This is a genomic window from Vogesella mureinivorans (genome assembly GCF_007644035.1).
GTDB classification, from domain to species: Bacteria; Pseudomonadota; Gammaproteobacteria; order Burkholderiales; family Chromobacteriaceae; genus Vogesella; species Vogesella mureinivorans.
The window spans coordinates 165,059-188,874 of sequence record NZ_VMTV02000791.1; the positions used below are offsets into that span (position 1 = coordinate 165,059).

Sequence of the window (23,816 nt, forward strand, 5' to 3'; positions counted from 1 at the left end):
GGCCTTATTTCAGCTGTACGCGCGGGTCGATCAGTTTGTAAACGATATCGGCCAGCAGGTTGAACAGCATGGTGGCCAGCGCCACATAAATGGTGATGGCTTTGATCACCGGGAAGTCACTGCGGTCTACCGCATTCAGTACCTCGTTACCCATGCCGGGTATGCCGAAGAAACGCTCCAGCAGCAGCGCGCCCAGAAACAGGTAGGGCAGCGACATCATCAGCGAGGTGACCACCGGGATCAGCGCATTGCGCATCACGTGTTTCAGCATGATGGTGCGCTCCGACAGCCCCTTGGCGCGGGCGGTGCGCACGTAGTCGTGGCCCATTTCCTCGATAAAGCAGCTGCGGTAAAAGCGGATATCCGGCGCCAGGCTCACCACCAGCCCCAGCAGCAGCGGCAGGGGGATGTAGTACCACAGGTTGGTGGCCAGGCTATCGCTCCAGCCCAGGATGGGAAACCAGCCCAGCTTGTGCGCCAGCCAGTACTGGCCGGCAATGATGTACACCAGGGCGCTAACCGACATGGCCAGGGTGCAGATCAGGGTGACGATGCGGTCGGTCAGGCTGCCGCGCACATAGGCCACGATGGCAGCAATGATGACCGATAGCAGCAAGCTGACCAGCAGCATGGGCAGCGCCAGCGTCAGCGAGGGGCCGATGCGGCTGGCCAGGATCTCGGCCACCGGCTGCTGGGTAGACCACGAAATGCCAAAGTCCAGCGTGAGTACCTGCCGGACAAAGATCAGAAACTGCTGGGGCAGGGATTGGTCCAGCCCCAGCTGGTGGCGGATATTGGCCAGCGTGTCGGCAGAAAAGCTTTTGCCGGCCAGGATATACGACGGGTCGCCGCCCACCCAGTTGAACAGCACGAATAGCAGCAGCATGACCCCGAACAGGGTAGGGACCATCTGCCACAGGCGGCGCAAGATATAAGCAAACATGGTTCAGGCTCCAGAAAAACACAGGCAGCCAGCCCCAGCGGGGCCGGCTGCGGGTAACCATCGCAGGGTTTATTTCTGGATGTCGATATAACGCCAGGTGGTATTCAGCAGCGGGTGCAGCTTGAAGTTTTTTACATAGCTGTGCGCTAGCGAGCTACGGATGCGGGTATCGCCAAAAATCCACGGCTGCTGGGCGACCACGATCTTGTTCATGGCATCGTACAGCCTGTTGCGCTCGGCACCGTCTTGCAGCTTCAGCGAGGCTTCGAACAGGCGGTCGTATTCGGCATGCCTGAAGCTGGCGCTGTTGGCGTCGCCCGCGTTCTTGCTGTACAGCAGCTGCATGAAGTTCTCGCCATCCGGGTAGTCGGCGCCCCAGGCCAGGTTCCACATTTGCAGCTTGTTCTGGCGGTTGGCCTTGTTCAGCTCGTTCCACTTGCCGTATTTGAAGGTGAGCTGGATTTTCAGGCTATCGAAAGCCTGTTGCCAGTATTCGTTCCACTGTTTTTCGATGCCGCTGGTGCCGGTGGCCATTTCAATGGACAGCGGCTTGCCGTCTGGCAGGGTGCGCAGGCCGTTGGCGCCGACCTTGTAGCCAAAGCGGTCCAGCAGGGCGTTGGCCGCTGCCGGGTCGTACTTTACCGCACCCTTGAACGCCGGGTTGTGGCCGGCTACGCCTTCCGGAATGACATAGTTCATCGGCACCGCCTGGCCCCGGCGGATGGCAGCGATGGTTTCGCTGCGCGGAAACGCCATGGCGATGGCGCGGCGCAAGGCGATTTTTTCCTTGGCGCTGCCCCCCACTACCGGGTCTTGCATATTGAAGAACTGGTAGGTCACTTCCAGGTCTTTCTTGCGCTCCAGCTGTATGCCCTGCTTGGCGTATTTGGGCTGCAGCTTCACGTTTAGCGGGTTTTTAGGGTCGATCACCAGCGCTTCTTGCAGTGCAGCCTGCGGAATGCCGGAGATATCCAGCTGCTTGTTGATGAAGGCCAGCCACAGTGGCTGCTCTTCTTCGATGATGGACACCTCTACGCGGCCAACCTTGGGCAAGGTCTGGCCATTGAGCACCAGCTTGCGAAAATTCGGGTTGGCTTCCAGCACGATCTTGCTGCCGGGTTTCCACTCTTTCAGCGTGTAAGGCCCGGTGCCCACCGGCTTGGCATTGGTGTTGCTGGCGTAGGCTTCGATGGCTTCACGCGCTACGGCGCCGAAAGCCGGCATGGCCAGAATCTGCAGAAAGTTGTAGTTGCCCTCGGTCAGCGTGAGCTGCAGCGTGTATTTGTCCAGCGCCTTGATGCCCTCTACCGGGCTGTCGTAGTTCAGTGCGCCTTTGCCGGCTGCCTTGACCAGCGTGTCTGCGCCGACAAAGCGGCCATCCACCAGAAAGCTCCACGGCGAATTGATGGTGGGGTCCAGGTGGCGCTTGATGGCATAGGCGTAGTCGGCAGCGGTCAGCTCGCGCTTCTGGCCTTTGAAAACAGGGTCTGCCGCAAAATAGATACCCGGCTTGAGCTTGAAGGTGTACACGCGGCCATCTGCCGACACGGCAGGCAGGGCAACGGTGGTATTGGGAATCACCTTGGCCGGGCGCGCCAGGTAGTCATAGCTTACCAGCGGGTCGAACACGTTTTCGATGATGGCGCCGGAGTACGTGTCCGATACCTTGGCCGGGTCGAAGCCGGTTTCCGGTACGTTAAAGGCCACGCGCAGCACCTTGTTCATGTCTGCCGCCTGGGCGGCCATGGTGAAGAGGGCGGTGATAGCCGCCACGAGCATGCGTTTCTTCATCATTGTTTCTCCTTGTTGTCCTGGTGCTGCCGCTTGCCGGGCAGCCGATACCAGCCTTTTATCGATGGCAGCAGAGTAAACCACGGCGCAGCCTGATGAAATATCTATTGGCACTGGCCTTTAGGTTAGGCCGCTTGGCCCCAGCTTAGGTCATGGCGGCTGATGTCAGCATGGTCTGCAGCAGCGCCAGGGTAAGCTGCACTTTTTGGGGCAGATAGCGCCGCGCAGGGTAGACCGCGTAGACCTGTGCGGCCAAGGTGCTGACATCCAGCGTGATGCGCTGCAAGCGGCCATCGGCCAGCGCATCGGCCAGCAGAAAATCCGGTTGATAAGCAATGCCCATGCCGGCAATGGCTGCATTCACCAGCACATCACCGTTATTGGCCAGCAGCGGCCCGTGTACCGCCTGCTGGTGCAGGGTCTGGCCGCTGCCAAACTGCCAGAACTGTTGTGTCTGCTGCAGGCTGTAGCGCAGGCAGGCGTGGCCCGCCAGCTCGGCCAGCGTGCGTGGCGTACCGTGGCGGGCCAGGTAAGCAGGGGCCGCGCACAGCACCATGGCGATCTCGCCCAGCGGCCGTGCTACCAGCTGCCCGGGCAGCGGCTGCGTGCTGATGCGCAGCGCCAGGTCGAAGCCGGCCTCCACCAGGTCTACCTGTTCGTCGGACAGTACCAGCTCTATTTCCAGCTGCGGGTGGCTGGTGTGCAATTGTGCCATCCAGCTGCCCAGAAAGCGCATGCCAAAAGATAACGGCGCCGACATGCGCAGCTTGCCGTGTACGCTCACGCTCTGCTGCTGGGCCAGCGCATCGGCTTCTTCCAGCTGCGCCAGGATAGGCCCGATGCGGCGGCTGTAGTCCTGGCCCGCTTCGGTTAGCGTCATGCGGCGCGTGGTGCGCTGTATCAAGCGGCAGCCCAGGTGTTGTTCCAGCGCCGCCAGCTGCTTGCTGACCATGGCGCTGGACATGCCCAGCCGCTGCGCGGCCCCGACAAAGCTACCGGCATCCACAATCGCCTGAAACACCTGCAGTGCGGTGAGTCTGTCCATTGATTGTTTCTTTTTGGTAATGAATCAACTTCCGGATTGTATCTTTATCAATCCATTGAGATGAATTGTAATGCAGTCATCACCGAATAAAGGAGCTTGCCATGACCCCCTTTGCACCGCTTTTCATCTCGCACGGTGGCCCGGATGTACTGATCAATGCCTCGCCGGCGCGCCATATCTGGCAGCAGTACGCCGCCACCCAGCCGCGCCCGCGCGCCATACTCATCATGTCGGCACACCATCTGGCGCGGGAGCCGGTAGTCGGCTGGTCGCCACGCTGGCAGGCCGTGCACGATTTTGGCGGCTTCCCGCGTGAGCTGTATGCGCTGAACTACCCTGCGGTATCGGACGAGCAGCTGGCCACGCAAGTGCAAGCCAGGTTGGCCGCAGCTGGCGTGGCAGCACACCTGCAGCAGGCAAACGGCCTGGACCACGGCGCCTGGGTACCCTTGCTGATGATGTACCCGCAGGGCGATATCCCGGTCATTACCCTGGCAACGCTACCGCGCCAGGGGGCCCGTGCGCACTATCTGCTAGGGCAGGCGCTGGCGGGCCTGGCGGCAGACGGGGTGCTGATCATTGGCTCGGGCAGCGTCACGCATAATCTGTATGCCCTGGGCGCGCCGGACGCCCCGGCCCAGCCCTGGGCGCAGGCCTTTGCCGACTGGGTCGCCGCCAAACTAGAACAGGGCGACATTGAAGCCCTGCTGGGCTGGCAGGCGCAGGCGCCATTTGCCCGGGAAAACCACCCCACCGACGAACACCTGCTGCCCTTGTTCTTTGCCCTGGGCGCAGCCGGTGGCCAGCGTGGCCGCAGCCTGTATCGCGGCATCGAGTATGCCGCGGTCACCATGGATGCCTGGGTATTCGACCAGCCCGCCCAGCTGTAAAGCAGTAAAACCCAAAAAGCCGGCCAGGACAGTTGTTCTGGCCGGCTTTGTTTTGTACCAATGAATACACTGCCATTTTGATGATATTGACATTTTAATTAGTGTTGATTTTGGTGTTTTTGGGTGGCTTTTTGCTATTTTCGTGAAATTTGTCAATCAAAATTACTGCTGTACTGTCGTGGTGTTAACAATTGTTAAGTAGCTGAACTTTTCTTTTGTGCTGTAAGTCAATGAAATTCATGCAGAATCAGTCGTTCGAAAAATTAAAATGCTTTGTTCGAAAGCTTCTTCTATCTACTAATGAAGATAATCACTATAGTGACCACATCGCAAGGACGTACAAACAAGACGCAAAGCGTCAGCAGTGAGGTTGGTTTGAGTCCTTGTCCCGAACCGGTGGTTCTGCTGTGACGCTATAGGCCGCCAACCGCACACATAAAGGAATATGACCATGAAAAAACTGACTATTATCGCTACCGCCTTCGCCCTGTTTGCTGGCGTTGCCCAAGCCCAGGATGTTGCCCAGCGCGAGTCCGGCGACGCTGCCTACATCGCCAAACGCGAATCCGGCGACGCTGCCTACATCGCCAAACGCGAATCCGGTGACGCTGCTTACATCGCCAAGCGTGAATCGGCTGACCCGGCTTACATCGCCAAACGTGAATCCGGTGACGCTGCTTACATCGCCAAACGCGAATCCGGCGACGCTGCCTACATCGCCAAGCGTGAATCGGCTGACCCGGCCTACATCGCCAAGCGTGAATCCGGTGACGCTGCCTACATCGCCAAACGCGAATCGGCTGACCCGGCTTACATCGCCAAACGCGAATCCGGCGACGCTGCTTACATCGCCAAGCGTGAATCGGCTGACCCTGCCTACATCGCCAAGCGTGAATCCGGCGACGCTGCTTACATCGCCAAGCGTGAATCGGCTGACCCTGCCTACATCGCCAAACGTGAATCCGGTGACGCTGCTTACATCGCCAAGCGCGAATCGGGCGACGCTGCTTACATCGCCAAACGCGAATCGGCTGACCCTGCTTACATCGCCAAGCGCGAATCCGGCGACGCTGCCTACATCGCCTAAGCCACTTCGGCAGCACAAAAAAAGCCCGCAATCGCGGGCTTTTTTGCTTTTGCGGCCAACGTTGGCCGCATCAGGCTTAGCGAATCACCGGCTTGTAACGGATACGCTTGGGCTTGGCACCTTCTTCGCCCAGGCGGCGTTTCTTGTCGGCTTCGTATTCCTGGTAGTTACCGTCAAAGAACGTCCATTGCGATTCGCCTTCCGCCGCCAGGATGTGGGTGGCGATACGGTCCAGGAACCAGCGGTCGTGGCTGATCACGAACACGGTGCCGGCAAATTCCAGCAGGGCGTCTTCCAGGGCGCGCAGGGTTTCCACGTCCAGATCGTTGGACGGTTCATCCAGCAGCAGCACGTTGCCGCCTTTCAGCAGCGTCTTGGCCAGATGCAGGCGGCCGCGTTCGCCACCGGACAGCATGCCCACTTTTTTCTGCTGGTCGGCGCCCTTGAAGTTGAAGCGGCCCAGGTAGGCACGGCTGGACATCTCGAAGCGGCCAACGTTGATCATGTCCAGGCCGCCGGACACGTCGTCGAACACGGTCTTGTCGGCTTCCAGGCTGTCGCGGTGCTGCTCGACAAAGGCCATTTGCACGGTCTGGCCGATTTTCACGGTACCGGTGTCCGGCTGCTCTTTGCCGGCAATCATCTTGAACAGCGTGGATTTACCCGCGCCGTTGGGGCCGATGATGCCTACGATGGCACCGGCAGGGGCCTTGAAGCTGAGGTTGTCGATGAGCAGGCGGTCGCCAAAGCCCTTGCTCACGTTTTCAAACTCGATCACTTCATTACCCAGGCGCTCGGCTACCGGGATGAAGATTTCCTGGGTTTCGTTGCGCTTCTGGTATTCGTGGCTGGACAGCTCTTCGAACTTGGCCAGACGGGCCTTGGATTTGGCCTGGCGGCCTTTCGGGTTCTGGCGTACCCACTCCAGCTCCTGTTTCATGGCCTTCATGCGCGCGCCTTCCTGCTTGCTTTCCAGCTGCAGGCGGGCTTCCTTCTGCTCCAGCCAGCTGGAGTAGTTGCCTTTCCACGGGATGCCTTCGCCGCGGTCCAGCTCCAGAATCCATTCGGCGGCGTTGTCCAGGAAGTAGCGGTCGTGGGTGACGGCCACCACGGTGCCGGGGAAGCGCACCAGGAACTGTTCCAGCCACTCTACCGATTCGGCGTCCAGGTGGTTGGTGGGTTCGTCCAGCAGCAGCATGTCCGGCTGCGACAGCAGCAGCTTGCACAGGGCGACGCGGCGTTTTTCACCACCGGACAGCGGGCCGATCTTGGCGTCCCACGGCGGCAGGCGCAGCGCGTCGGCGGCCAGCTCCAGCTGCAGGGCGATGTTGTCGCCGGCACCGGCGGAAATGATGGCTTCCAGGCGGGCTTGTTCTTCGGCCAGGGCGTCAAAGTCGGCGTCCGGCTCGGCATACGCTGCGTAGACTTCTTCCAGGCGCTTTTGCGCGCCCATCACGTCGCCCATGCCGCTTTCTACTTCTTCGCGCACGGTTTTGTCGGCGTCCAGCTGCGGCTCTTGCGGCAGGTAGCCGATTTTTACGCCGGCCAGGTGCTGTACTTCGCCGTCGTATTCTTTATCCACATTGGCCATGATGCGCAGCACGGTGGATTTACCGGCGCCGTTCAGGCCCAGCAGGCCGATTTTGGCGCCGGGGAAGAAGGACAGGGAAATGTCCTTGATGATCTGGCGCTTGGGGGGGACGATCTTGCTCACGCGGAGCATGGACATCACGTATTGAGCCATGGTTTACCTAAAGTTCTATAGGGGAAGAGACATGTGCCACGAACCCCACGACAAGCACGAACAGGGCAGAAAAGCTGCCTGGTCAGACGCGTGGGGGCGTGGCCAAAACCAACGGGTTGATTCTAACAAAATCCGCTTGCGGCCAACCTTGTTACTGGCGCGCGGTGCGGGTATTGGCCGGCGGTACGGCCGTGGCATCGTTGGTGCGCCACGGGTTGATATCCAGGCCGCCGCGGCGGGTATAGCGCGCGTATACGGTAAGGCGCTGCGGGGCGCAGGCTTTCAGTACGTCGGTAAAGATGCGCTCCACGCACTGTTCGTGGAATTCGTTGTGCTGGCGAAAGCCGATCAGGTAGCGCAGCAGGGCTTCGCGGTCGATGCGCGGGCCGGTGTAGCTGATCTGCACGCTGCCCCAGTCTGGCTGGCCGGTAACCAGACAGTTGGATTTGAGCAGCTGCGAGCACAGGGTTTCGCTGACCACGTTGGCCGCATCGGCGTGCAGCGCCTGCGGGCAGGGGGCGTAGCTGTCGATCTCGATATCCAGCTCGTCGATGCTTTCGCCCGCCAGCTCGGCCATCTGCTCGCGGCCAAAGTCGGCCGGGGCCAGCAGGCTTACCTCAACCTTGCCGCCCGCGGCGTTGGACAGGTCCATTGCCAGCTGCGCTTGTACCTGCTCCCAGCTGGCGATGCGCGTCTGGTTATAGCTGTTCAGGTACAGCTTGAACGATTTGGACTCCACCAGGTTGGGGCTGTCGGCCGGGATGCGGAAAGTGGCAATGGCCACCTGTGGCTTGCCGCGCGCGTTCAGCCACGATAGCTCGAAGCCGGTCCACAGATCCACGCCGGCAAAGGGCAGGGCGTCGGCGGCCACGCCGATTTCGTCACGCTTTTGCTGGCGGGCAATGGGGAACAGCAGGCTGTTGTCGTACTGGTCCTGGTAGTCTACTTTTTTGCCGAGTGGCGAAAATTCCGGGGTGTAAGTCGGGGTCATGATGGGTCCTCGTGCTGCGGCGTACCCGGTGGGGCCGCCGCCAGCTTTATTGTAGGCAAGCCGGCTAGGCTTGCCGGGGCATCAGGTGGTACGGCGCATGAACTGGCGCGGGCGTATGCCCATGGCCAGCAGGGCGGCAAAATAGGCTACCGCGCCTGCGGTTACCAGCAGGGTCAGCCACATCACGCGCTGCCAACTATGGCCATGCCAGTTGATGGGCAATACGTGCTGCAGTGCCAGCAGGGTAGCTGCCATGACGGCTACTGCTAGCAGCAGCTTGAGCAGGAAGGCCGGCCAACCCGCGGCGGGCTGATAAATGGCGTGCTTGCGCAGCTGGTAGTACAGCAGGCCGGCGTTCAGGCAGGCACCCAGGCCAATGGAGAGCGACAGCCCGGCGTGTTTGAGCGTGCCGATAAAGGCCAGGTTCATCAGTTGGGTAGCGGCCAGGGTAACCAGGGCAATTTTTACCGGTGTCTTGATATTCTGGCGCGCGTAAAAGCCCGGTGCCAGCACCTTCACCAGAATCAGCCCCAGCAGGCCTACCGAATAGGCAATCAGCGCCTGCTGCGTCATGGCGGCATCGTGGGCGCTGAACTTGCCGTACATGAACAGGGTGGCGATCAGCGGCTGCGACAGCACCGCCAGCCCCACGCTGGACGGAATAGCCAGCAGCAGCGACAGGCGCATGCCCCAGTCCAGCAGCTGGCTGAACTCGCCGGCGCTGGCCGCACCCCGCGCAGCGTGCCTGGATAGCGATGGCAGCAGGATGGTGCCCAGCGCCACACCCAGCACGCCGGTGGGGAACTCCATCAGGCGGTCGGCGTAATACATCCACGACACGCTGCCGGATACCAGGAAGGACGCGAAGATGGTGTTGATCACCAGCGAGATCTGCGCAATGGACACGCCGAAAATGGCCGGGCCCATCTGGCGGATCACGCGCCATACCGCTGCATCGCGCAGCCTTAGCCGCGGCATGGGCAGCATGTCCAGTTTTTTCAGGTGCGGCAGCTGGTAGGCCAGCTGCGCGATGCCGCCAAAGAATACCGCCCACGCCAGGGTGAGCACCGGCGGGTTGAAATAGTCGACTAGCAGCAAGGAAAACAGGATGAACGACACGTTCAGCAGCGTGGGGGTAAACGCCGGTACCGAAAAACGGTTCCAGGTATTGAGCACGCTACTGGCCAGCGACGACAGCGAAATGAACAATATATAAGGGAAGGTGATACGCAGCAGGTCGCTGGTGAGCGCGACCTTGTCCGGGTTGCTGGCAAAACCGGGGGCGGTGAGCCAGATAATCCACGGTGCGGCCAACATGCCCAGCGCGGTAACGGCCATCAGCACCACGGTAAGCGTGCCGGTGATGTGCGACAGGAACACCCGCGTTTCGGCCTCGCCGCGTTGCTCTTTGAACTCGGCCAGCACCGGCACGAAGGCCTGCGAGAACGCGCCCTCGGCAAAGATGCGGCGCAGCAGGTTGGGCAATTTGAAGGCCACGAAGAAGGCGTCGGTAGCGAGCCCCGCACCAAATACGCGGGCAATGATGGCGTCGCGTACAAAGCCCAGAACACGCGAAACCATGGTCATGCTGCTGACTTTTGCCAGCGCGTTAAGTAGGTTCATTCTTGGGTAAAATCAGACAGTAAATTGGAGTATTCAGGCCCACAGTTTACGCGGGGGGGATTGTTGTTGCAAAACCAGATGTTAAGGCTTAGAATCGCCGGTTTCAGATTCCGCTCATCAGGAGAAACACATGGCTAACAGCGCACAAGCTCGCAAGCGTGCACGCCAGGCTCTCAAGCAGCGCGCGCACAACGCCAGCCTGCGTACTGCATTTCGCACTGCAGTTAAGAAAGTTATCAAAGCCGTAGAAGCTGGCGATAAAGCCGCTGCTCAGGTTGTATACCAGGCTTCGACCAAGGTAATCGACCGTCTGGCTGACAAAGGCGTGTTCCACAAGAACAAGGCAGCTCGTCACAAGAGCCGTCTGTCCGCACAGATCAAGGCAATGGCTGCCTAATCTGCTGTAATGGCAAAGAATACGCAAGGGCCCCGCATTCGCGGGGCCTTTTGTGTTTCTGGGCTGGCACTTTGCCACGGCCTAGCGGTCTGTCACCTCTTTAAAAGCGTGCCAATCACATGATGCGAAAACTGCTTCCCCTGCTGCTGTCGCCGCTAGCCTGGGCAGACAACGGTAGCCCGGCCAGCCTGCAACAGTGTGCTGCCCTGGCCGAGCCTGCTGCCCGCCTGGCCTGTTACGACCAGCTGGCCGCTGCGGCCAACCCTGTGCCGCCTGCCGCCCCGGTGCTGGCCCCGCAGGTGGCGACATTGCCACTGCCCGACGTGGCCGCTCCCGCTAGCAGCGCCCATCCGCCGCTGATCACCAGTAGCCAGCACAGTACCTTGTCCAATCAGTGGGACCTGGACGAAGACAACAAGCTGGGCACCTTTGTGCTGCGGGCACACAAGCCGACTTACATGCTGCCGGCGTGGTACCAGGCGTCGCCCAATGTGCGGCCTGGCTCGCCCACGCAGGAGCCGGTAACCCTGTTTGGCCAGAAAATGAGCAATATCGAGGTGAAGTACCAGATATCGTTCAAGAGCAAGATGTGGGAAAACGTGCTGGGTACGCCGGCGGACCTGTGGTTTGGCTATACCCAGCAGTCGCACTGGCAGATGTACAACAAGAAACAGTCGTCGCCGTTTCGCGAAACCGACTACGAGCCGGAGCTGATGCTGACGACGCCGCTGCCCAAAAACCTGCGCCTGGGTGACTGGCAGCTACGCATGGCCGGGGTAGGGGTGTTGCACCAGTCCAATGGCCAGACCGACCCGCTATCGCGCAGCTGGAACCGCCTGTATGCCATGGCCGGGGCCGAAAATGGCAACTTGTCGCTGACCGGGCGCTGGTGGTACCGCTTGCCGGAAAACAAGCAGGATGACGATAACCCCGACCTGGTGCGCTATATGGGGCATGGTGATGTGCAGGCGGTGTACCGCTGGAACCGCCACACCCTGGGTGCTACCGCACGCTATAACCCGCGTAGTGGCAAGGGCGCGCTGCAGCTGGACTGGACCTTCCCGGTAGCCGGCCGTTTGCGTGCTTATGTGCAGGCGTATGACGGCTACGGCGAGTCACTGCTGGATTACAACCACCATTCGCGTGGCGTCGGCTTTGGCCTGATGATGACCGACTGGCTAAGCAACTAGGCCATGCGGCCAACCCTGGCGGGCTGGCCTGCAGGGCTTACAGTTCGACATCTCCGCACAATAGCGCTGCGGCTTCGCGTGCCATTTCGCCTTCTTCGTCGGTGGCCATCACGTAGGCGTGCAGGGGGCTGGCCGGGCTGGTAATGCGGTAGGACTGCGCCAGGTTGGCCGCCAGGTCGGCCTCGAACCCCAGCCACGCCAGCTGTTTCAGGATGCGGCTGCGGATCTCTGGCGAGCGCTCGCCAATACCGGCGGTAAACACGATGGCGTCCAGCCCCTTCATGGCGGTGGCCAGCGAGGCGACCTCGCGCGCGGCGCGGTAGCAGAACAGCTCTACCGCCTCGCGTGCTTCATCGGTCTTGGCCTGCAGCAGCTCGCGCATATCGCTGGACAGGCCGCCAGACACGCCGTACAGCCCGCATTGCTTGTACAGCTCCTGCCGTACGGCAGCCACATCCATACCTTCGTGTTCCATCCAGTACAGCACCACCTCCGGGTCTAGCGTGCCGGGGCGGGTGGACATCATCAGCCCGTCCAGCGCGGAAAACCCCATGCTGGAGGCCACGCTCTGCCCGGCATGAATGGCGCAGGCGCTGGCGCCGCTGCCCAGGTGCAGTACCACCACTTTGCTCGCGCCCAGGCCCAGCTCGGGCAGGCGCCGTGTAATGGCTGCGTAGGACAGGCCGTGAAAGCCGTAACGGCGCAGACCCTGCTCGTGCCAATGGCGGGCAATGCCAAAGCGCGTGGCCACCACAGGTTGGCCGCAGTGGAAGGCGGTGTCGAAACAGGCGATCTGGGTCAGGTGCGGGTCCAGCTTGGCAAAGGCATGCATCACCGACAGGCTCACCGGCTGGTGCAGCGGCGCCAGCGGGATCAGCGCCGACAGGTCGTCCACCACCTCGGGCGTCATCACTACCGGGCTGCGGTAGTGCAGGCCGCCGTGTACCACGCGGTGGGCCACGGCCAGCGGCATCAGGTCGTGATCGGCTAGCGTGTTCAGTACCGCCGCCACGTTTTCGTCGCGGTTGCCGCTACCCAGCGGCTGTGTGTAGCGCTTGCCGCTTTTTTCCAGCTCCAGGCAGGCATGGTCGCGGCCAAAGTGGTCTACCATCCCGCGCGCCAGCAGGGTTTTGCCGTCGCTGCTGTAGGCACGGAATTTCAGCGTGGCCGAGCCCGCGTTAATGGCGATCAGTGCTTTGCCCATGCTTTCCCCTTGTGTCATGGCGTGTTTTTCTGGCTGGCTGCGCGCTTGTGGGCGGCGTACAGGTTGGCCACTGCAGCCGATGCCAAGCGCCCGGCAGCGTCGTCGGCGCGGCTGGTCAGCACGATAGGTACGCGTGCGCCCATTACGATACCGGCACTGGCGGCGGCCGCCAGGTAGGTTAGCTGCTTGGCCAGCATATTGCCGGACTCCAGGTCCGGCACCAGCAGGATATCCGGCTCGCCCGCCACATCCGACTCGATACCCTTAGTATCTGCTGCCGCGTGCGAAATCGCATTATCAAATGCCAGCGGGCCGTCCAGTACAGCGCCTTTTATCTGGCCGCGGTCGGCCATTTTGCACAGTGCGGCGGCGTCCAGCGTAGAGCGGATCTTGGGGTTGATGGTTTCCACGGCCGACAAAATCGCCACCTTGGGGCGTGCAATGCCCAGGGCGTGGCACAGGTCGATGGCGTTCTGGCAGATATCGCGCTTGGTGGTGAGGTCGGGCTCGATGTTGACGGCGGCATCGGTAATGAACAGGTAGCGCGGGTAGCTTTCTACCTTCATTACAAACACATGGCTGATACGGCGGTCGGTACGGATACCCTTGACGCGGTCCAGCACCGCGCTCATGAATTCGTCGGTGTGCAGGCTGCCCTTCATCAGGCTGTCGGCAAACCCTTCGCGTACCAGCTCTACCGCGCGCTCGGCGGCGGCGTGGCTGTGTTCTGCGTCGATGGTTTCAAAGCGGCCCAGGTCGATATCCATGCTGCTGGCCAGCTTGGCCAGCTTGGCGCGCGGCGCAATCAGGATGGGGGTGGCAATGCCGTGCTCGGCGGCTTCCACCGCGCCCAGCAGGGCTTCCGGGCTGCACGGGTGGGCCACGGCCATGGGGCGGGGGCCGTTGCTCTGGGCTTGTTCGATAATGTCGCTAAAGGCGTGGTCGTCACGGGTCATGGCTGGGTTCCTTGGGCTGGGGGTAGGTGCCGCCATTGCCAACACCCGGCGCAGCAGGCGGCCTGCCACGCCGGGTAGCAGGCTTACGCCATGATGTTGAAGCCGCCATCCACGTAGGTGACCTCGCCGGTCAGGGCGCGGGCGGCGTCGGAGGCCAGGAAGGCGGCGGTCTGGCCGATGTCCTCAATGCTGACCAGGCGGTTTTGCGGTGCGCGCTCGATGGCGTCGTCGATCAGCTTGTCGAAGTGGGCAATACCGCTGGCCGCACGGGTTTTCAGCGGGCCGGGCGAGATGGTGTGCACGCGAATGCCCTTGCTGCCCAGCTCGTGCGCCATGTAGCGGGTGGTGCTTTCCAGCGCCGCTTTGACCGGCCCCATGATGTTGTAGTTTTCTACGACCTTGTCGGCACCGTAGTAGCTCATGGTCAGCAGGGCGCCACCGTTTACCATCAGTGGCTCGGCCAGGCGGGCCATTTCAATAAACGAGTAGCACGATACGCGCATGGCTTGCAGGAAGCCGTCCTGGCTGCAGTCGGTCACGCGGCCGTGCAGGTCGTCCATCGGGCAGAAGGCAATGGAGTGCACCACGAAGTCCAGGCTGCCCCAGCTATCGCGGATGGCATCAAATACGGTGTCCAGCTGGCCGTCTTGCTGTACGTCCAGCGGCAGGATCAGGCGTGCATCCAGCCCCTCGGCCAGCGGGCGCACAAAGCGCTCGGCCTTGTCGTTCAGGTAGGTAATGGCAATCTCGGCGCCCAGCTCGCGCATGACTTTGGCGCAGCCGTAGGCAATGCTGTGCTCGTTGGCTACGCCAACAATCAGGCCGCGTTTGCCGGCGAGCGGCAGGTGGGATGTGGTCATTGCAAACTCCGGTTCGGATAACGATGGAAGGTGGCGCGCCCCATGCTGCAGCGCGTATGTTGCGCTGCCATGAATCCGATTTTTGTATTGGCGTATCAGTCGGATATAATCACCCGTTTGTGCGGGTCCAGGCTTGCCGTTGTGTGCATCTGGCCCCATTATCATGAGCCTGTTTATTGCGATGCGATTTGATGCACTGCAATATTTACCTGATTATGTCATCGTAGTTGTGGTTGGAGTGGTAAAACATGCCGATTTATGAATACCGTTGTGAAGCCTGTGGTGCACAGAAGGAACATCTGCAAAAAATGAGCGATGACCCGATTGCCCAGTGCCCGGCCTGTGGCAGCAACCAGTACAGCAAGCAGCTGTCTGCGGCGGGTTTCCAGCTCAAAGGCAATGGCTGGTATGTCACCGATTTCAAAAATGGCAGTGGCCCCGCCTGTGGCGGTGGTGGCTGCGGCAATGGCGGTAGCGCCTGAGGCCCTATGAAACATATCAAGATGACCCTGCGTGGCTACCTGGCTGCCGGTTTGCTGATCTGGCTGCCCATCGCGGTAACGCTATGGGTACTGAACCTGATCATCGGTACGCTGGACCAGACCATCAACCTGCTGCCACGCATGTGGCGCCCGGAAAGCCTGTTCGGCTTTGATATCCCGGGGCTGGGCGTGGTGCTGGCTTTTGCCATTTTGCTGGGTACCGGCTTCATGGCGGCCAACGTGCTGGGCCAGAAACTGCTGGACCTGTGGAACCTGATCCTTACCCGTACCCCGGTGGTCAGCACCATCTACAACAGCGTAAAACAAGTGTCAGACACGCTGCTGTCCGACTCTGGCCAGGCGTTTCGCAAGGCGCTGCTGGTACGCTTTCCGCATCAGGATGCCTGGACGGTAGCGTTCCAGACCGGCACCCCGGCCGGCCAGGTCAAACAACAGCTGGGCGAAGAGGATTTTGTCAGCGTGTACGTGCCGACAACCCCGAACCCTACCTCGGGCTACTTCATCATCGTGCACAAGCGCGACACGCGCGAGCTTGAGATGAGCGTGGACGAAGCCCTGAAATACGTGATTTCCATGGGCGTGGTTGCCCCGCCTGCGCCCGCCGACGTGCGCAAACAGGAAAGCGACGAACGAAATTGACAGGGTTGGCCGCATGCGGCCAACCCGGCTTCGCTCCCTGTCTGGAAATCCATCAACGAATTCAACACAAAGGCATTGCAATGCGTACCGATTATTGCGGACTTATCGACAAGAAATTTCTCGGCCAGACCGTTACCGTAAAAGGCTGGGCCCATCGTCGCCGTGACCACGGCGGTGTGATCTTTATCGACCTGCGCGACCGTGAAGGTCTGGTGCAGGTGGTGATCGACCCGGATACCCCGGAAGCGTTCAAGACTGCCGATAGCGCCCGTAACGAATTTGTGCTGTCCATTACCGGTATCGTGCGCGAGCGCCCGGCAGGCACCGCCAACAGCAAAATGATCTCCGGCGAGATCGAAATCCTGGCCAAGGACATCGAGATCCTGAACACCGCGGCTACCCCGCCGTTCCAGATCGACGACGAAAACCTGTCCGAAAACGTGCGCCTCACCAACCGCGTGATCGACCTGCGCCGCCCGGCCATGCAGAAAAACCTGCGCCTGCGCTACCGCGTGGCCATGGGTGTGCGTAACCACCTGGACAAGCAGGGCTTCATCGACATCGAAACCCCGATGCTGACCCGCTCCACCCCGGAAGGCGCCCGCGACTACCTGGTACCGTCCCGCGTGCACCCGGGCGAATTCTTTGCCCTGCCGCAATCGCCACAGCTGTTCAAACAGCTGCTGATGGTGGCCGGCTTCGACCGCTACTACCAGATCACCAAATGCTTCCGTGACGAAGACCTGCGTGCCGACCGCCAGCCGGAATTCACCCAGATCGATATCGAGACTTCGTTCCTGAACGAAGACCAGATCATGGACATCACCGAAAACATGGCGCAGGAAATCTTCCGCGACGTGATGAACGTGGAGCTGGGCAAGTTCCCGCGCATGACCTACGGCGACGCCATGTTCTACTACGGCTCCGACAAGCCGGACCTGCGCGTAAGCCTGAAATTTACCGAGCTGACCGACGTCATGAAGTCGGAAGAGTTCAAGGTATTCCGCGGCGCCGCCGACATGGCCAATGGCCGTGTAGTGGCCCTGCGCGTACCGAACGGCGCCACCCTGTCGCGTAAAGAGATCGACGACTACACCCAGTTCGTCGGCATCTACGGCGCCAAGGGTCTGGCCTACATCAAGGTTAACGACGTAACCCGCCTGAACGAAGAAGGCCTGCAGTCGCCTATCGTCAAGTTCCTGTCCGCCGCCGGCCTGCAAGCCATCATCGAGCGTACCGGTGCCCAGAACGGCGACATCATCTTCTTTGGCGCAGACAAGGCCAAAGTGGTGAACGAAGCCATCGGCGCGCTGCGTATCAAGATCGGCCACGAGCGTGGCGAGAAAGACGGCTACTTCGTGCGCGAATGGCGCCCGCTGTGGGTTGTGGACTTCCCGATGTTCGAGCACGACGAAGACGCCGACCGCTGGACCGCCTGCCACCACCCGTTCACCAGCCCGAAACCAGGCCACGAAGACCTGATGGACACCGACCCGGCCGCGTGCCTGGCCCGTGCCTACGACATGGTGCTGAACGGCTGGGAAATCGGCGGTGGCTCGGTGCGTATCCACCAGGCTGCGGTACAGGAAAAAGTGTTCGCCGCGCTGAAGATCAGCCCGGAAGAGCAGCAGAACAAGTTCGGCTTCCTGCTGGACAACCTGAAGTTCGGTGCCCCGCCACACGGCGGCCTGGCCTTTGGTCTGGACCGTCTGGTGACCCTGATGGCCGGCGCCGAATCCATCCGCGACGTGATTGCCTTCCCGAAAACCCAGCGTGCACAGTGTCTGCTGACCAATGCACCGAATGCGGTAGACGAGAAGCAGCTGCGCGAACTGAACCTGCGCCTGCGCCAGAAAGCCGAGCCAGCCGCCTAAGGTTGGCCGCTCGCGGTATGTACGCAACAACGGGCCCCTCGACGGGGCCCGTTTTTTATGTGGTGCCTACTTGATAAAAGGTCACGCTGGCGTCATTTAAGCGCTGTAGCGTAGCGGTCATTGCCATCTGCTATGGCTGGAATTGGCAATTTCAATTTGAGCCTGGCAAAGGCCTGCTTTATAACCGCCGCAGCAGCCGGGCAAACCGGCCTTATTACGATAAATGTTTTCCCAAGGAGATCTTCATGGCCGTACTCGTAGGCAAACAAGCCCCGTTTTTTGCTGGTGAAAAAACCTTCTCCGCCGTACTGGGCGATGGTCAGATCGTAGACAACTACGCTTTCCAGGAAGCTACCGCCGGCAAATACGCCGTGGTGTTCTTCTACCCGCTGGACTTCACTTTCGTGTGCCCGTCCGAGCTGATCGCTTTTGATCACCGTCTGGCCGAGTTCAAAGCCCGCAACGTGGAAGTGATCGGCGTGTCCATCGACAGCCAGTTCAGCCACGCTGCATGGCGCAATACCCCGGTAGAAAAAGGCGGTATCGGCCAAGTGGGTTACACCCTGGTTGCCGACATCCAGCACGAACTGTGCAAGGCTTACGATGTAGAAGCTGACGGTGGCGTGGCCTTCCGTGGTTCCTTCCTGATCGACAAAGCCGGTGTGGTACAGCACCAGGTGGTAAACAACCTGCCGCTGGGCCGCAACGTGGACGAAATGCTGCGTATGGTTGATGCCCTGCAGTTCACCGAAGAGCACGGCGAAGTGTGCCCGGCTGGCTGGAACAAAGGCAAAAAAGGCATGACCGCTAGCGCCGAAGGCGTAGCGTCCTACCTGGCCGAGAACGCCAAAGACCTGTAATCCTGCCCCGCCAGCCGCCAGGTTGGCTGCAGGATGTCAAAAGCCCCGCGCAAGCGGGGCTTTTTGCATGGCGGCGTGCCGTGTCAGCGTGCCAGCAGGCGCTGCAGCGGGCGGTGCTGGATCAGCACCGTGATAAGGGCCAGGGCTGCACAAGCCCACCACAGCATGGCGCCGCCGTACTGGCCGTAAAACCAGGTACCGGCTGCGGGTGCATACAGCGTGCGGCCACCCCAGCCGGCGCTGTAGATGCCCAGGTAGCGCCCGCGCTGGCGGCCTTCCGAGCACTGCATCGCCACGGTGGACCACGTGGGCGACAGCAACACCTCGCCCAGCGTCAGTACCACCATGGCCAGAATCGGCCACACAATGTGGGTGCCCAGGTTCAGCAGCAGGTAGCTGCCGCCCAGCAACAGCACCGCCCCATGCGAACAACGCACAATGCCCCAGCGGTGGATGCGCCGCGCCACCCACACCTGCAGGCCCACCACCATCAGCCCGTTGAGGGTAAACAGGTAGCCGATCCACTGCGGCCCCAGCTGGTAGTGCTCGCGCAGGTACAGGCCCATGGTGCCGTACATCTGGTCGAATACCGCCACGATCAGCAATAAACCCAGCATGAAGCGCAGAAAGTCCGCATCGCGCCACGGCGAGGCCTGGCCTTCGTCGGCCTGCTGGCTGGCGATATGCAGCGGCGCCGCGCCGCCCAGGCGGCGGTAGGCGGCCCACACCCACAGTGCGGCCAGCAGGCTGGCACAGCCCTGCGCCACGAATACCCAATGGTAGCCGTAGGCCGCCAGCAGGCCGCCGGTAATGCCGGCCAGCGAGGTACCCAGGTTAAACGACATGCGGTACAGCCCCTGCGCCGTGGGGCGCTGCGCTGGCGAGCACGGCTCCAGCACCAGGCGCATATTGCAGGGGCGGAAGCTGCCGTCGGCCAGGCCGCTAGCCACCAGCAGCGGTACGTACACCCATACCGGCAGCGATAGCGCCAGGCTCAGGGTGAGCACGCCGCTGGCCAGCAGCAGCGCGGTAGCCAGGTGGCGGCTGTCGTAGCGGTCGGTCAGCGCGCCGCCCAGGTAGGAGCCGGCAAACATGCCCAGGCCGTAGCAGCTCATCAGCAGGCCGATCTGGGTGTAGGGCAGCTGGTAGCGTTCCAGGAAAAACAACGGCAGGAACAGCTTGGCAATGCCGCCCATGGTGTTGATCAGGGTGGCGGCGATCTGGATGTAGACAGATGCGGGCAAGCCGCGAAAAGGGGAAAGCAGTTTGCTCCCCAGGGTGGGGGCGAGTGCGGCCAACATGACGGTTCCTTGTGGGAGGGGAGGTGGGCCGGCAGCAAGGCCGGGCAGGCAATAGCGCCCACCCCAGCGTAACCGCATCGTCATGAAAATGGCAAAGCCTGGCCAGAAACGCTGCGTTCCTGGCAGAAAACAGCGGCAGGGTCAGGATTTCGGCAGCAAAGGCAGCAAGACAGGTAACACATTACCCAGCATCTGCCCCTGGGCGCTGGCAGCAGGGTGAATGCCGTCCGGCTGGAACTTGCCCAGGTCGCGCTCGAAGCCCTTCACCAGCAGGGGCACCAGTGGGGCCTTGCGCGCGCTGGCTACGTCGCGGAATACGGTCTGGAACTTGTTGCCGTACTCGGGGCCATAGTTCGGTGGCAGCGCCATGCCCACCAGCAGCACGCGGGTTTTTTGCGCTTGCGCCAGGCGTACCATCTGGTTCAGATTAGTCTGCATCTCGCCTAGCGGCAGGCCGCGCAGGCCGTCGTTACCGCCCAGCTCCAGTACCAGTACGTCCGGTTTGTGTTGCTGCAGCACACCCGGCAGGCGCGATAGCCCGCCAGCGGTGGTTTCACCGCTCAGGCTGGCATTGACAACCTGGTGCTGTGGCCCCAGTTTCTTTTGTAGCAAGCTCACCCAGCCCTGCGCCGGGTTCAGCCCGTAGGCGGCGGAAATACTGTCGCCGAACACCACAATTTTGCCGGCCTGAGCCAGCGGTGCGGCCAACAGGCAGGCCAACAACACATAGCGCTTGATCATCAACATGACATCCTCTTCGGTAAACAGCGCGATTCTGCGCGCCCAGGCAGTGACCCGGCAAGTAAGCTACCACGGCCAGCAGCTGGCCATCCTGCACGATGCCAGCCTGGCGGTGGCCGCTGGCGAGAGTGTGGCCATTGTGGGCGCCAGCGGCAGTGGCAAATCCACCTTACTGGCGATTCTGGCAGGGCTGGACGCGGCAAGTTCCGGCGAAGTCTGGCTGGCCGGCCAGCCGCTCTCTGCGCTGGACGAAGACGGCCGCGCCCTGCTGCGCCGAGAGCAGGTGGGCTTTGTGTTCCAGAACTTTCAGCTGATGCCGCAGTTCACCGCGCTGGAAAACGTGATGCTGCCGCTAGAGCTGGCTGGCCGTGCCGATGCGCGTAATGCTGCCGCCGCAATGTTGCAGCGCGTGGGCCTGGGCCACCGGCTGGACCACTACCCGCGCCACCTCTCTGGCGGTGAGCAGCAGCGCGTGGCGCTGGCGCGCGCCTTTGTGCTGCGCCCGGCGCTGCTGTTTGCCGACGAACCCACCGGCAACCTGGACCCGGCCACCGGCCAGCAGATCATCGAGCTGCTGTTCGAGCTGAACGCCGAAGCCGGCACCGCGCTGGTGCTGGTAACGCACGACACCACGTTGGCCGCACGCTGCGCCGCCGTGTACCGCCTGAGCGCCGGCGTGCTGGCACGGGGTGAGGCATGAAGCGGCTATCGTGGCTGATGGGCTGGCGCCTGCTGCGGCGTGAGCTGAAATCCGGCGAGCTCACCGTGCTGGCGCTGGCGCTGCTGGTGGCCGTAGCGGCCATGAGCAGCGTGGCCTTTTTTGCCGACCGTATCGATAGCGCGCTCACGCGCCAGGCCAGCCAGCTGCTGGCCGCCGACCTGGTGGTAAACAGCCGCGCACCGGCCGAGCCCGCCTGGCAGCAGCGCGCGCAGGCGCAGGGGCTACAGCAGGTGCCCACCGCCATCTTCCCGTCCATGGTGTTTGCCCGCGAGCAAGCCGTGTTGGCCAACCTGAAAGCCGTGGCCAGCGGCTACCCGCTGCGCGGCGAGGTGCAGATCCGCACCCGCCAGGGTGTGAAACAGGGCGTCTACAGCCCGGCGCCGGGCGAGGTGTGGGCCGATGCACGCCTGCTGCAAAAGATGGGCCTGCAGCTGGGCGATAGCGTGCGGCTGGGCAGCCGCAGCTTTGTGCTGGCGGCCGAAGTGCTGCGCGAGCCGGATGGCGCGGTAGACGTGTTCAACTTTATCCCCCGCGTGTTGCTGAACCACGCCGACCTGGCCGCCACCGGCCTGGTGCAGGACGGCAGCCGCATTCGCTACCGCCTGCTAGTGGCTGGCGATGCGGCACAGGTCAAAACCTACCGCGACTGGCTGGCGCCGCAGCTCAAGCCCGGCACGCGGCTGGAAGACATCGAAGAGGCGCGACCGGAAGTACGCAGCGCGCTGGAGCGGGCGCGGCGCTTTCTCGGGCTGACGGCCATCCTGTCGGTCACGCTGTCGGCCGCTGCTGTGGCGCTGGCCGTGCGGCGCTACCTGTCGCGCCACTGGCAGAGTGTGGCGGTGCTGCGCGCGCTGGGGCAAACCGCGCCCGAGGTGGCCACGGTATGGGGCAGCCTGTTCCTGTGGCTGGGTTTGCTGGCCGGTGTATTGGGCACGCTGGCCGGCTTTGGCGTGCAGGCGCTGCTGATTTATCTGGCGCGGCAATGGCTGGGTGATGGCCTGCCGCCGCCGGGCTGGCTGGCGTGGCTCACCGGGCCGCTGTCGGCCTTGATCCTGCTGGCCGGCTTTGCCTTGCCGCCGTTGCTGGCGCTGCGCCGCGTACCGGCCATGGCGGTCTTGCGTGCCGATGTGCCGGCCGGTAGTCGCTCGCTGTTGGCGCCGCTGCTGGCACTGGTGGCCTTGCTGGGCCTCACCGCCTGGCAGATTGGCGACGGCCCGCTGGCGCTGTGGCTGCTGTCTGGCCTGGGCGGCTTTCTGGCTGCTGTGGGTTTGCTGGCCTGGGGCATTGTGGTACTGCTGCGCCGTGTGCCGCTGGCTGGCGCGGTGGGCTGGCGCCACGGTGCGGCCAACCTGGCGCGGCGGCCGTGGCTGGCGGTGATCCAGATCGCCGCCTTGTCGGTCAGCCTGCTGGCGCTGCTGACGCTGACCGTAGTGCGCGACGACCTGATCGGCGCCTGGCAGCGCTCGCTGCCACCGGATGCACCGGATACCTTTCTGATCAACCTGCAGGCACCGCAGCGTAGCGATCTGACACAGGCTTTTGCCAAGGTTGGCCGCAGCGCGCCCGAAGCACTGCCCATGACCCGCGCCCGCCTGCTGGCCATCAACGGCAAGCCGGTAAAAGCCGCCGATTACGAGGACGAGCGCGCGCAGCGGCTGGTGGAGCGCGAGTTCAACCTGTCGTGGCGCGATGCGGCCAACCCCCGCAACCAGATCGTGGCCGGCCAGTGGTGGCAGCCGGGCAGCAGCACGCCGCAGTTTTCGCTGGAGGAGGGCCTGGCCAACACCCTGCGCCTGAAGCAGGGGGATACGCTGACCTTTGATATTGCCGGCACGACCTGGCAGGCACCGGTCACCAGCCTGCGCAAGGTAGCGTGGGACAGCTTTCAGCCCAACTTTTTCGTGGTAGCGCCATCCGGCTGGATGGGCGGCCAGGCCGCCAGCTACATTGCCAGCTACCGTGCGCCGGACGCCGGCTTCAATAACCGGCTGGTGGCTGCGCTGCCCAATGTGACCGTGGTAGACATCAGCACCATCGTGCGCGAGGTGCGCGCGGTGATCGATCGCCTGGCGCTGGCCATCGAAGCCATGTTCGCGTTAACGTTGGCCGCAGGCGTGCTGGTGCTGTGGGCGGCCATGGCCGCCACCCGTGACGAGCGCCTGTACGACGTGGCGCTGCTGCGTGCGCTGGGTGCCTCGCGTCGCCAGGTGCGCAGTGTGCTGCTGGCCGAGCTGGCCTGGTTGGGCGGCGTGGCCGGGCTGATGGCCGGTGGCGGCGCCATGGCGCTGGGCGCGCTGGTGGCGGTACAGCTGTTCAACCTGCCGCTGGCACTGAACCTGTGGCTGCTGCCACTGGGCATGCTGGCCGGGGGGACGGTGGTGGCGCTGGCGGCGTGGCCGCTACTGCGCCGCGTTACGCACACCCCGCCCAGTGAAGTGCTGCGCGCAAACTAGGAA

21 protein-coding genes are annotated in these 23,816 nt (G+C 62.4%); 10 read left to right on the forward strand and 11 right to left on the reverse strand.

The annotated features are described in order from the left end of the window. Positions 1–4: 4 nt before the first annotated feature. From FLQ44_RS19065 to FLQ44_RS19075, 3 genes are all read right to left on the reverse strand, one after another. Complete coding sequence (locus tag FLQ44_RS19065) at positions 5–943, reverse strand: ABC transporter permease (RefSeq protein ID WP_147695628.1); 939 nt, start codon at positions 941–943, stop codon at positions 5–7. 69 nt (positions 944–1,012) lie between these two features. Next, positions 1,013–2,737: an ABC transporter substrate-binding protein gene (locus tag FLQ44_RS19070; protein ID WP_147695629.1), complete on the reverse strand. Its 1,725-nt coding sequence runs from the start codon at positions 2,735–2,737 to the stop codon at positions 1,013–1,015. Between the two features lie 142 nt (positions 2,738–2,879). Continuing rightward, positions 2,880–3,779 carry a LysR family transcriptional regulator gene (locus tag FLQ44_RS19075; RefSeq protein ID WP_147695630.1) on the reverse strand — a complete coding sequence of 300 codons (900 nt, stop codon included), beginning with the start codon at positions 3,777–3,779 and terminating at the stop codon, positions 2,880–2,882. A 101-nt stretch (positions 3,780–3,880) separates the two neighbouring features. Here FLQ44_RS19075 and FLQ44_RS19080 point away from each other — a divergent pair, with 101 nt between their 5' ends. Beyond that, positions 3,881–4,669 carry a DODA-type extradiol aromatic ring-opening family dioxygenase gene (locus FLQ44_RS19080; protein ID WP_147695631.1) on the forward strand — a complete coding sequence of 263 codons (789 nt, stop codon included), beginning with the start codon at positions 3,881–3,883 and terminating at the stop codon, positions 4,667–4,669. A 451-nt stretch (positions 4,670–5,120) separates the two neighbouring features. Next, positions 5,121–5,756 carry a hypothetical protein gene (locus FLQ44_RS19085; protein ID WP_147695632.1) on the forward strand — a complete coding sequence of 212 codons (636 nt, stop codon included), beginning with the start codon at positions 5,121–5,123 and terminating at the stop codon, positions 5,754–5,756. Between the two features lie 76 nt (positions 5,757–5,832). Here FLQ44_RS19085 and ettA read toward each other — a convergent pair whose 3' ends face one another. From ettA to murJ, 3 genes are all read right to left on the reverse strand, one after another. Continuing rightward, complete coding sequence (gene ettA, locus FLQ44_RS19090; RefSeq protein ID WP_147695633.1) at positions 5,833–7,500, reverse strand: energy-dependent translational throttle protein EttA; 1,668 nt, start codon at positions 7,498–7,500, stop codon at positions 5,833–5,835. Positions 7,501–7,651: 151 nt separating this feature from the next. Continuing rightward, entirely contained in the window at positions 7,652–8,491 is an 840-nt protein-coding gene (gene queF, locus FLQ44_RS19095) for an NADPH-dependent 7-cyano-7-deazaguanine reductase QueF (RefSeq protein ID WP_206208983.1), read from the reverse strand. An 81-nt stretch (positions 8,492–8,572) separates the two neighbouring features. Then, a complete protein-coding gene (murJ, locus tag FLQ44_RS19100; protein WP_147695635.1) occupies positions 8,573–10,114 on the reverse strand; it encodes a murein biosynthesis integral membrane protein MurJ in 1,542 nt (513 codons plus the stop codon). Between the two features lie 130 nt (positions 10,115–10,244). On the opposite strand from murJ, the gene rpsT reads away from it, so the two are divergent. Both rpsT and FLQ44_RS19110 read left to right on the forward strand, forming a co-directional pair. Continuing rightward, entirely contained in the window at positions 10,245–10,511 is a 267-nt protein-coding gene (gene rpsT / locus FLQ44_RS19105) for a 30S ribosomal protein S20 (protein WP_017508131.1), read from the forward strand. A gap of 119 nt (positions 10,512–10,630) precedes the next feature. After that, a complete protein-coding gene (locus FLQ44_RS19110) occupies positions 10,631–11,701 on the forward strand; it encodes a phospholipase A (protein ID WP_147695636.1) in 1,071 nt (356 codons plus the stop codon). Positions 11,702–11,738: 37 nt separating this feature from the next. On the opposite strand, the gene FLQ44_RS19115 is transcribed toward FLQ44_RS19110, so the two are convergent. From FLQ44_RS19115 to fabI, 3 genes are all read right to left on the reverse strand, one after another. After that, positions 11,739–12,923 carry an acetate/propionate family kinase gene (locus tag FLQ44_RS19115; protein ID WP_240801344.1) on the reverse strand — a complete coding sequence of 395 codons (1,185 nt, stop codon included), beginning with the start codon at positions 12,921–12,923 and terminating at the stop codon, positions 11,739–11,741. Then, positions 12,920–13,861 (reverse strand): phosphate acetyltransferase, encoded by a 942-nt coding sequence (locus FLQ44_RS19120; RefSeq protein WP_147695637.1) that lies wholly within the window; start codon positions 13,859–13,861, stop codon positions 12,920–12,922. Before FLQ44_RS19120 ends, FLQ44_RS19115 begins: the two co-directional genes overlap by 4 nt. A gap of 83 nt (positions 13,862–13,944) precedes the next feature. Then, positions 13,945–14,721 carry an enoyl-ACP reductase FabI gene (fabI, locus tag FLQ44_RS19125; protein WP_147695638.1) on the reverse strand — a complete coding sequence of 259 codons (777 nt, stop codon included), beginning with the start codon at positions 14,719–14,721 and terminating at the stop codon, positions 13,945–13,947. A 248-nt stretch (positions 14,722–14,969) separates the two neighbouring features. Here fabI and FLQ44_RS19130 point away from each other — a divergent pair, with 248 nt between their 5' ends. From FLQ44_RS19130 to FLQ44_RS19145, 4 genes are all read left to right on the forward strand, one after another. Then, complete coding sequence (locus FLQ44_RS19130) at positions 14,970–15,203, forward strand: FmdB family zinc ribbon protein (protein WP_147695639.1); 234 nt, start codon at positions 14,970–14,972, stop codon at positions 15,201–15,203. A gap of 6 nt (positions 15,204–15,209) precedes the next feature. Then, on the forward strand, positions 15,210–15,863 hold the full coding sequence (locus FLQ44_RS19135; protein WP_147695640.1) for a DUF502 domain-containing protein: 654 nt from the start codon (positions 15,210–15,212) through the stop codon (positions 15,861–15,863). An 80-nt stretch (positions 15,864–15,943) separates the two neighbouring features. Further along, positions 15,944–17,737, forward strand: coding sequence for an aspartate--tRNA ligase (aspS, locus tag FLQ44_RS19140; RefSeq protein WP_147695641.1), 1,794 nt, complete (start codon positions 15,944–15,946; stop codon positions 17,735–17,737). A 245-nt stretch (positions 17,738–17,982) separates the two neighbouring features. Next, positions 17,983–18,597 (forward strand): peroxiredoxin, encoded by a 615-nt coding sequence (locus FLQ44_RS19145; RefSeq protein ID WP_147695642.1) that lies wholly within the window; start codon positions 17,983–17,985, stop codon positions 18,595–18,597. 83 nt (positions 18,598–18,680) lie between these two features. On the opposite strand, the gene FLQ44_RS19150 is transcribed toward FLQ44_RS19145, so the two are convergent. Continuing rightward, positions 18,681–19,898, reverse strand: a complete 1,218-nt coding sequence (locus tag FLQ44_RS19150) for an MFS transporter (RefSeq protein WP_147695643.1) — start codon at positions 19,896–19,898, stop codon at positions 18,681–18,683. A 141-nt stretch (positions 19,899–20,039) separates the two neighbouring features. Continuing rightward, complete coding sequence (locus FLQ44_RS19155; protein ID WP_147695644.1) at positions 20,040–20,645, reverse strand: arylesterase; 606 nt, start codon at positions 20,643–20,645, stop codon at positions 20,040–20,042. On the opposite strand from FLQ44_RS19155, the gene FLQ44_RS19160 reads away from it, so the two are divergent. Both FLQ44_RS19160 and FLQ44_RS19165 read left to right on the forward strand, forming a co-directional pair. Continuing rightward, complete coding sequence (locus tag FLQ44_RS19160) at positions 20,644–21,339, forward strand: ABC transporter ATP-binding protein (RefSeq protein ID WP_147695645.1); 696 nt, start codon at positions 20,644–20,646, stop codon at positions 21,337–21,339. The genes FLQ44_RS19155 and FLQ44_RS19160 overlap by 2 nt on opposite strands. Then, the gene (locus tag FLQ44_RS19165) at positions 21,336–23,813 is read left to right on the forward strand and encodes an ABC transporter permease (protein WP_170253038.1); all 2,478 of its coding nucleotides are present in this window, start codon (positions 21,336–21,338) and stop codon (positions 23,811–23,813) included. The genes FLQ44_RS19160 and FLQ44_RS19165 overlap by 4 nt, the downstream gene beginning before the upstream one ends. The last annotated feature ends 3 nt before the right edge of the window (positions 23,814–23,816 follow it).

Excerpts from the sequence above, each read along its gene's own strand:
- FLQ44_RS19065 (WP_147695628.1), bottom strand. The coding sequence starts at position 943 with ATGTTTGCTTATATCTTGCGCCGCCTGTGGCAGATGGTCCCTACCCTG.
- FLQ44_RS19070 (WP_147695629.1), bottom strand. The coding sequence starts at position 2,737 with ATGATGAAGAAACGCATGCTCGTGGCGGCTATCACCGCCCTCTTCACC.
- FLQ44_RS19075 (WP_147695630.1), bottom strand. The coding sequence starts at position 3,779 with ATGGACAGACTCACCGCACTGCAGGTGTTTCAGGCGATTGTGGATGCC.
- FLQ44_RS19080 (WP_147695631.1), top strand. The coding sequence starts at position 3,881 with ATGACCCCCTTTGCACCGCTTTTCATCTCGCACGGTGGCCCGGATGTA.
- FLQ44_RS19085 (WP_147695632.1), top strand. The coding sequence starts at position 5,121 with ATGAAAAAACTGACTATTATCGCTACCGCCTTCGCCCTGTTTGCTGGC.
- ettA (WP_147695633.1), bottom strand. The coding sequence starts at position 7,500 with ATGGCTCAATACGTGATGTCCATGCTCCGCGTGAGCAAGATCGTCCCC.
- queF (WP_206208983.1), bottom strand. The coding sequence starts at position 8,491 with ATGACCCCGACTTACACCCCGGAATTTTCGCCACTCGGCAAAAAAGTA.
- murJ (WP_147695635.1), bottom strand. The coding sequence starts at position 10,114 with ATGAACCTACTTAACGCGCTGGCAAAAGTCAGCAGCATGACCATGGTT.
- rpsT (WP_017508131.1), top strand. The coding sequence starts at position 10,245 with ATGGCTAACAGCGCACAAGCTCGCAAGCGTGCACGCCAGGCTCTCAAG.
- FLQ44_RS19110 (WP_147695636.1), top strand. The coding sequence starts at position 10,631 with ATGATGCGAAAACTGCTTCCCCTGCTGCTGTCGCCGCTAGCCTGGGCA.
- FLQ44_RS19115 (WP_240801344.1), bottom strand. The coding sequence starts at position 12,923 with ATGACACAAGGGGAAAGCATGGGCAAAGCACTGATCGCCATTAACGCG.
- FLQ44_RS19120 (WP_147695637.1), bottom strand. The coding sequence starts at position 13,861 with ATGACCCGTGACGACCACGCCTTTAGCGACATTATCGAACAAGCCCAG.
- fabI (WP_147695638.1), bottom strand. The coding sequence starts at position 14,721 with ATGACCACATCCCACCTGCCGCTCGCCGGCAAACGCGGCCTGATTGTT.
- FLQ44_RS19130 (WP_147695639.1), top strand. The coding sequence starts at position 14,970 with ATGCCGATTTATGAATACCGTTGTGAAGCCTGTGGTGCACAGAAGGAA.
- FLQ44_RS19135 (WP_147695640.1), top strand. The coding sequence starts at position 15,210 with ATGAAACATATCAAGATGACCCTGCGTGGCTACCTGGCTGCCGGTTTG.
- aspS (WP_147695641.1), top strand. The coding sequence starts at position 15,944 with ATGCGTACCGATTATTGCGGACTTATCGACAAGAAATTTCTCGGCCAG.
- FLQ44_RS19145 (WP_147695642.1), top strand. The coding sequence starts at position 17,983 with ATGGCCGTACTCGTAGGCAAACAAGCCCCGTTTTTTGCTGGTGAAAAA.
- FLQ44_RS19150 (WP_147695643.1), bottom strand. The coding sequence starts at position 19,898 with ATGTTGGCCGCACTCGCCCCCACCCTGGGGAGCAAACTGCTTTCCCCT.
- FLQ44_RS19160 (WP_147695645.1), top strand. The coding sequence starts at position 20,644 with ATGACATCCTCTTCGGTAAACAGCGCGATTCTGCGCGCCCAGGCAGTG.
- FLQ44_RS19155 (WP_147695644.1), bottom strand. The coding sequence starts at position 20,645 with ATGTTGATGATCAAGCGCTATGTGTTGTTGGCCTGCCTGTTGGCCGCA.
- FLQ44_RS19165 (WP_170253038.1), top strand. The coding sequence starts at position 21,336 with ATGAAGCGGCTATCGTGGCTGATGGGCTGGCGCCTGCTGCGGCGTGAG.